Source organism: Nocardiopsis sp. JB363 (genome assembly GCF_900143625.1).
In the GTDB taxonomy this organism is placed as follows: domain Bacteria; phylum Actinomycetota; class Actinomycetes; order Streptosporangiales; family Streptosporangiaceae; genus Nocardiopsis.
In genome coordinates, this window is sequence record NZ_FRFF01000007.1 from 20,805 (window position 1) to 28,328 (window position 7,524).

5 protein-coding genes are annotated in these 7,524 nt (G+C 70.0%); 3 read left to right on the forward strand and 2 right to left on the reverse strand.

The window, feature by feature from the left end; all coding sequences use genetic code 11:
* The first annotated feature begins 5 nt into the window (after nt 1-5).
* The 3 genes from BQ8420_RS02170 (at nt 6) to BQ8420_RS02180 (ending at nt 3,374) form a co-directional block, all read left to right on the forward strand.
* Nucleotides 6-935, forward strand: a complete 930-nt coding sequence (locus BQ8420_RS02170; RefSeq protein ID WP_200815755.1) for an ATP-binding cassette domain-containing protein — start codon at nt 6-8, stop codon at nt 933-935.
* Nucleotides 928-1,719, forward strand: a complete 792-nt coding sequence (locus BQ8420_RS02175; RefSeq protein ID WP_087096101.1) for a hypothetical protein — start codon at nt 928-930, stop codon at nt 1,717-1,719. Before BQ8420_RS02170 ends, BQ8420_RS02175 begins: the two co-directional genes overlap by 8 nt.
* A 212-nt stretch (nt 1,720-1,931) precedes the next feature.
* Nucleotides 1,932-3,374 carry an MDR family MFS transporter gene (locus tag BQ8420_RS02180; protein WP_087096102.1) on the forward strand — a complete coding sequence of 481 codons (1,443 nt, stop codon included), beginning with the start codon at nt 1,932-1,934 and terminating at the stop codon, nt 3,372-3,374.
* Nucleotides 3,375-3,437: 63 nt separating this feature from the next.
* Here the strand turns inward: BQ8420_RS02180 and BQ8420_RS02185 are convergent, their stop codons facing one another.
* A complete protein-coding gene (locus BQ8420_RS02185) occupies nt 3,438-5,036 on the reverse strand; it encodes an ABC-F family ATP-binding cassette domain-containing protein (RefSeq protein ID WP_087096103.1) in 1,599 nt (532 codons plus the stop codon).
* Nucleotides 5,037-5,236: 200 nt separating this feature from the next.
* Complete coding sequence (gene helR / locus BQ8420_RS02190; protein WP_087096104.1) at nt 5,237-7,384, reverse strand: RNA polymerase recycling motor ATPase HelR; 2,148 nt, start codon at nt 7,382-7,384, stop codon at nt 5,237-5,239.
* Nucleotides 7,385-7,524 lie beyond the last annotated feature (140 nt).

A 7,524-nucleotide genomic window follows, 5' to 3' on the forward strand; every position in this document is an offset into this window, starting at 1 on the left:
GAGGTATGACAACGACGACTCCGGTGATCGAGGCCGACTCGCTCACCAGGACCTACGGCGACACCACCGTCGTCGACCATCTCGACTTCACCGTCCGCCCCGGACGGGTCACCGGTTTCCTGGGGGCCAACGGGGCGGGCAAGACCACGACGATGCGCATGCTCCTGGGCCTGGAGGAACCCACCTCGGGCCACGCCCGGATCGATGGCCTGGCCTACCGGGACCTGCCCGACCCGCTGCGCACGGTGGGCGCCCTGCTCGACCCGCAGGCCCCGCGCCCCGGCCGCTCCGCCCGTGACCACCTGCGGTGGCTCTGCCGGGCCGGGCGGATCCCCCTGTCCCGCGCCGACGACCTGATCGACCAGGTGGGCCTGGGCGAGGTGGCGGCCCGGCGCGTGGGTTCCTTCTCGTTGGGCATGCGCCAGCGGTTGGGGATCGCGGCGATGTTGCTGGGCGATCCGTCGGTGCTGGTCCTGGACGAGCCGCTCAACGGGTTGGACCCGGAGGGCATCGCCTGGGTACGCGCCCTGTTGCGCGACCTGGCCGCCCAGGGGCGCACCGTGTTCGTCTCCAGCCACCTGATGGGCGAGATGGAGGCCACCGCCGATCACGTGCTGGTGCTGCGACGGGGGCGGTTGATCGCCGACCTGTCCGCCGAGGAGCTCTCCCGCGGTTCCGGCGCCGCGCGCGTGCGCGTGGTCTCCCCCCAGGTGGACAGGTTGGCCCACCTGGTGGCCGGGCACGCTGCGGTGCGTCGGGGCGGCGCGGACGCGGTGGAGGTGGTGGGGCTGGACGCCCCGGCGCTGGGCGCGTTGGCCGCGCGGGAGGGCGTGGAACTGCACGAACTCACCCCGTTGCGCACCGGGTTGGAAGAGGCCTTCCTCGCGCTGAACAGCGAGGGCGAGATCACCAGGGAAGGGATCGACCATGCTTGACCAACGAGGAAGGCCCGGGTTCGGGGCGGCCCTGGCGGCCGAGTGGTCCCGAACGACCACGCTGCGCCAGGCACGTCTGGCTCCGTTGGTGTGCGCCCTGGCCGGCGCGGGTGTGGCCGCGTTGTTCCTGCTCACCGCCGAGACCACGACCGGGATCCCGGTGTCGCTGACGCCGGCGTTGGACGTGGTGAGCACTTCCATGTTGGGTGTGGACGCCGCGACGTTCGTGGTGATCGTTCTGGTCGCCTCACTGGTGGCGGGCGAACAGGCCACGGGCCTGAACCGGATCGCGCTGTTGGCCGTGCCCCGGCGAGGGAGGCGTTTGGCGGCCTCGGCGCTGGTGGTGGCCGTGGGCGGGCTGTTGTGCGGCTTGGTGGCCGGGCTGAGCGCCTTCGGGGCCGGGCAACTGGTGAGCGCGCTCTCCGACGGGGCGACCGTCGCGTTCACCGCGGAGGGGGTGACGCGCACCGTGCTCGGCAGCGTGGTGATGGTTCCGTTCTATGGCGCGGTGACGTTGGCCTGCACCACGGTGGCCCGTTCGCTGCCCGGTGGTGTGGTGGGGACATTGGGGTTGTTCGTCCTGCCGACGGTCCTCGGTTGGGTGCCGGGTGACTCCCTGGACGGGGTGCTGCGTTACCTGCCGGGTGAGGCGGTGCACGCGGTCGCCGGGTTCGGAGCGGAGGCGAACACCCTCCACCCGGTGGCGGCCCTGGCCGTGCTGACGGCGTGGGCGGTGGCGTTGGTCGGCGTGGCCCACCTGTGGACCCGGCGCCGCAGCTGGTAAATCAGGCGAGACGGGACGTTCCGTCATCTAGAATGGGCAAAGCGGACTCATCGCTTCGAAAAACCACTTTGCGCATCCGCCCCGGCGCGGAATACTGCCCTGTTCGGCGGGGTTCACTCTGCGTCGGGGACGAAACGGTCATCGAAGCGAGCCCGCTCCTCCCCCGCGATCCCCCGGACATCCAGCCCATCCATGAGCGCCCAAGGAAGTACGTGACCAGGCACACCCCACCCACCACCACCGACGAGGGCGTCGACCAGCGCGCCACCCGGCTCGTCATTCCGCTCCTCCTGGTCTCGGCGTTCGTCGTCATCCTGAACGAGACGATCATGGGTGTGGCCCTGCCCGCCCTCAGCCGCGACCTGGGGATCACCGTCTCCACCGGACAATGGCTGACCTCCGCCTTCATGCTCGTGATGGCCGTGGTCATTCCCATCACCGGTTTCCTGCTGCAGCGGTTCCACCTCAGACAGGTCTTCATCACGGCGATGACCCTGTTCAGCCTGGGCACCCTGATCTGTTTCCTGGCGCCCAACTTCACGATCCTGCTGATGGGCCGGATCGTGCAGGCCTCCGGAACCGCGATCATGATGCCGCTGCTCATGACGACCGTGCTCAACATGGTCCCGAACGACCGTCGCGGTCGCGTGATGGGCAACATCTCCATCGTCATGGCGGTGGCGCCCGCCGTCGGCCCGACCCTGTCCGGACTCATCCTCAACGTGCTGGACTGGCGTTGGATGTTCGGCCTGGTCCTGCCGATCGCGCTGGTGGGTCTGACCCTGGGCGCGGTCTTCATCCGCAACATCACCGAGCCGACCACCGCCCGCGTCGACGTGCTGTCGATCATGCTGTCGGCCTTCGCGTTCGGTGGTCTGGTCTACGGCTTCTCCAGCCTGGGCAACCCCTCCGACTCCGGAGCCGGTGTGCCCCCGTCCCTGGCCATCGTCGTGGGCATCGTGACCCTGGCGTTGTTCGTGTGGCGACAGCTCCGGCTGCAGCGTGAGGACCGGGCCCTGCTGGACCTGCGGGTCTTCGAATCCCGCCAGTTCACCATCTCGATCAGCCTGGTGCTGGCCAGCTTCATGGCGCTGTTCGGCGTCATCATCCTGCTGCCCGTCTACATGCAGAACGTGCTCGGCCACGACACCCTGGCCACCGGTATGGCGATGCTGCCCGGCGGTCTGGTGATGGGTCTGCTGGCCCCGATCGTCGGTCGCCTCTACGACCGGTTCGGGCCCCGTCCGCTGGTCACACCGGGCGCGGCCGTGGTCACCCTGGTGATGTGGTCCATGACCACCTTCGACACCGAGACCACGATCACGTCCATCGTGACCGCGCACGTGTTCCTGAGCATCGGTCTGGGCTTCATGTTCACCCCGTTGCTGACCGGTGCGCTGGGTTCCCTGCCCAAGCGTCTGTACTCCTACGGCAGCGCCGTGGTCGGTACCGTGCAGCAGGTCGCCGGTGCGGCGGGCACCGCCGCGTTCATCGCGGTGATGACCGCGGTGGCCGCGAGCCAGATCGAGGGCGGCGCCAGTACCGTCGTCGCCGAGGCCGGCGGCATCCACGTCGCGTTCATGCTGGGTGCCACCATCACCACCCTGGCGTTCTTCGCGACCTTCCTGGTCCGCCGTTCCGCGCCCGCCGAGTAGTCCCACACCCACGAAGGGGCGGTGGCCGATGCGAAGGCCACCGCCCTTCGTCGTGTCCGGGGCTCAGACCCGGGCGTAGGCGGACAGGTCCAGGTGCGGCCAGGCCCCGACGTCGCGCAGCAGCTGCCGGTCATGGGTGGACAGCACCACGGCGGCCTCGGTGGCTTCGAGGGCCTCGGTGAGCTCGTCCACCAGCGCGATCGACAGGTGGTTGGTGGGCTCGTCCAACAACAGCACGTGGGGCCGGTGGGCCAGCGCGAGCGCCAGATCCAGCCGGCGACGCTGACCCATGGACAGTTCACCGACCCGCTTGCCCGTCTCCCGTGGGCGCAACAACCCGAGCGAGGACAGCCCCACGGAACCTCCCGCGTCGGCGTACACGTCGGCGGCCCGGCGGTCCAGCGGCAGCTCGGACTCCTGACGCAAGAGCACGATCCGGGCGTCGCCCGCCCCGTACACCCGGCCGGTGGTGGGTTCCAGCTCACCGGCGAGCACCGAGAGCAGCGTGGACTTGCCGGCCCCGTTGGGGCCGGTGACCACCAGCCGCGACCCGCCGCGCAGGGTGAACGACGCGGAGGTGGTGAGCCGATCGGCCACGGTGACCCCCTCGGCCACCAACAGGCTCGTGCCGGACCGTGTGGGCAGGTCGGGGAACCGGAACCGCTGCGGTGGTTCGGGCATCGTGACCTCGTGCGTGTCCAGGTCGGCCTGGCGGCGGTGCACGTTCTTGACCAGTCCGCCCGCTCGGGTGGCGCGCTGGTGCTTGCCGGTGCCCTTGTCCGGGCGCCACCCCGACACCAGCCGGTTCTGCGCCGAACTCAGCAGGTCCCGCAGACGCGACCTCTCCTCCTGTTGGTGGGCGTACTCCTGCTCCCAGCGTTCCCGTTCGGCGCGGCGACCCCGACGGTAGCCGGCGTACCCGCCACCGTGGACACGGGGGCGGCCGTCGTCGGTGGGGTCCAGGTCCACCACGGTGTGCGCCACGTCGGACAGCAACGCCCGGTCGTGGCTGATCACCACCACTCCTCCCGAGCGCCGACGCAGGCGTTCGGTGAGGAAGTCCAGACCCGTGCGGTCCAGGTGGTTGGTGGGTTCGTCGAGCAGGAGGAAGTCGTCCTCGGCGCCCAGCAGGCAGGCCAGGCGGACCCGGTAGCGCTGTCCGACCGACAGTTCGGTGAGTCGGCGGGACCGGTCCGACTCGGCGCCCAGCGCGTCCAGGGCGATGTCGATCCGGCGTTCGGCGTCCCAGGCGTCCAACGCCTCGGCGCGTTCCAGGGCTCGGGCGTACCGTTCCTCGGCCCCGTCGGTGTTCTCGCCCAAGGCGAGCCCCGCGGTGTCGAGTTCGGCGAGCGCGGCCAAGGAGTCGGCGACGGCGTCCGCGACGACCTCGCCGACCGTTCGTCGATCGGCGGTGGACATCTCCTGTTCGGCCAGGCCGAGCGTCCCGACCAGACTCACGGTGCCCTCGTCCGGTACGAGGGTGCCCGCCAGTACGTGCAGGAGCGTGGTCTTGCCTCGACCGTTCTCCCCCACGATCGCGACGCGAGAGGTGGGGGTGACGGTGAGGTCGGTGTCGAAGAGCACTCGTTGGGTGCCCAGGGTGACACTGACCCCGGACACGACGAGTTGCGCGCGTGAGCGCGCGCGAAGAGCGGTGGGCATGTACGTCCTCTACAGCGGGCACGCCGATATGGGCATGCCGAAAACGGCGACCCTCGATGGGGTCAGGTCGTCAAGGCCGCGACGTTGGGCGGCCGACGACGCCGTTACAGGTAGAGAACGGACTGAATCATGTCTCCAGGGTAACGCGGGACCCCCGGTGCACGACAATGCCTTTTCCGGAGATCCCGCCCACGGGTGTGTCAGGCGCCGGTGAGGATGACGAGTCGATCGGTCGCCCGGGTCATGGCGACGTAGCGGTCCACCGAACCCTCGATGCCCTCCCCGAAGTCCTGCGGGTCGACGAGCACGACCAGGTCGAACTCCAGCCCCTTGGCCAGGGCCGGGGTCAGCGACCGTACGCGCGGCCCGGCCCGGAAGGCGGGCGCGCCGATGACACAGGCGATGCCCTCGGCGTTCTCCGCCGCCCAGGCGTCCACGATCGACTCCAGTTCCTCGGCCCGGCCGTACTCCACCGGGGCGCCCTCGCGAATGGACGTCGGCACGTTGGCGTCCGGCAGCACGGCCCTGATGATGGGTTCGGCCGCCGCCATCACCTGGGTCGGGGTCCGGTAGTTGACGCTCAGCGCCGCCATCTCGATCCGGCCGAAACCGACCCGCTCCAACCGTTCGCGCCAGGGCTCGGTGAACCCGTGCCGGGCCTGGGCGCGGTCCCCCACGATGGTGAAGCTGCGGGAGGGGCAGCGTTGCAGCAGCATCTGCCACTCCGCGTCGGTCAACTCCTGGGCCTCGTCCACGACGATGTGCGCGAACGGGCCGGCGAGCAGGTCCGCGTCGCCGCGGGGCAGGGCCGACTCGTCGACCAGGTTCTCGCGCAGGTCGGCGTGGTGCAGCATCGTCACCAACCCCTCCCCGTCGTCGTCCGCGTCCATCAGGTCGTCGATGACCATGGACACCCGGTCGCGTTCGGTCTCGGCGGCGGCCTCGTGGTGACGCTTGTGCTCGGAGGCACGCGGGTCGCCGAGTCGCCGCCGGGCCGCGTCCAGCAACGGCAGGTCCGACACCGTCCAGTCCTGGGTCTCCTCGCGCCGCAACGCGCGGATCTCGTCGGGCTCCAACCAGGGCGCGCACAGGCGCAGGTACGCCGGAACCGACCACAGGTCGCCCACCAGGTCGGTGGGTTCCAGCAACGGCCAGGACCGGTACAGGGTGCCGATCAACTCCCGGTCGCGCAGCAGCCAGGAGTGCAGCATTCGCGCGGTGACGTCCTCGTCGTCGTGCTGGTCGTCCAGGATCGCGACCAGTTCCTCCAGGATGCGTTCACGCGCCTCGTTGTGCGGGGTTCCCGGGTCCACCGCGTCGAACGCCTCCTTCCAGTCGGCGGCGCGCAACCGCAGGTCGAACCAGGGGGTCGACAAGGTCATGCCCTTGGTGGGCGGCTTCTCGTAGAACCGCACGGCCGACTCGATCGCCTCCACCAGGCGCGCGGACTCCTTCAGACGAGCGACCTCCGGGTCGGTCTCGTCCTTCGCCGTGGCGCCCTCGGGAACGAGGTCGCGCACGGTGCAGGTCTGCACGCCCTCCTCGCCCAGGCTCGGCAGGACCTCGGCGACATAGGCCAGATAGGGCTGGTGGGGGCCGATGAACAGCACCCCGCCGCGCCGGTGACCCAGGCGGGAGTCGGCGTAGAGCAGGTGGGCGGTCCGGTGCAGGGCGACCACGGTCTTACCGGTGCCCGGTCCCCCGTCGACGACCAGGGCCCCGGAGGCGCCCGCGCGGATGATGGCGTTCTGGTCGGACTGGATGGTGCCGAGCACGTCGCGCATCCGGTCGGAGCGGTTGGCGCCCAGGCTGGCGATGAAGGCGGACTGGTCGTCGAGGGCGGCGTGGCCCTCGAACCCCTCCTCGGTGAACACCTCGTCCCAGTAATCGCTGATCCGGCCGAGGTTCCACCGGTACCGGCGGCGGCTGACCAGACCCATCGGATCGGCGTGGGTGGCCGCGAAGAACGGTTCGGCGGCGGGCGAGCGCCAGTCGATGAGCAGGCGGTCGCCCTCCGAGTCGGAGAGGCCCAGCCTGCCGATGTACACGGGCTCGGGATCGCCCTCACGGACGAAGCGGCCCAGGCACAGATCCAGCCCGAAGCGGCGCAGGGCGCGCAACCGGGAAGACAGGCGATGGATCTCCATGTCGCGTTCGGCCGTCTCCCGGATGTTGCCGCCCGAGGATCGGCGTTGAACGTCGAGGCGTTCGTTCAGATCGGCGATGCTGCTTTCGAGGCTGTGGGCGATGGCGGCGAAGTGCCGTTCGTCGTCGGCGATCAGCTGCGGGGCGGCCTTCGAAACGAGGTGTCCGGAAAGGTCGAAGGCGCTGGTGGCCTGGGTGTTCACGTCGTCTCCCCGATCATGCGTAGTGCTCACAAGCGACGATTGTGAACCATCACCGGGGTCTTGCCGCAAGCCCGGGGGTGCGCTATAAATTAAGAGTGGCGGGAAGTCTCTGGAATCCTCCCCCGCCCCTTCGAGCCTGT

Bases quoted from the DNA above. Each gene is read 5' to 3' on its own strand.
- BQ8420_RS02185 (WP_087096103.1), bottom strand. From the start codon at position 5,036: ATGCCCACCGCTCTTCGCGCGCGCTCACGCGCGCAACTCGTCGTGTCC.
- BQ8420_RS02170 (WP_200815755.1), top strand. From the start codon at position 6: ATGACAACGACGACTCCGGTGATCGAGGCCGACTCGCTCACCAGGACC.
- BQ8420_RS02175 (WP_087096101.1), top strand. From the start codon at position 928: ATGCTTGACCAACGAGGAAGGCCCGGGTTCGGGGCGGCCCTGGCGGCC.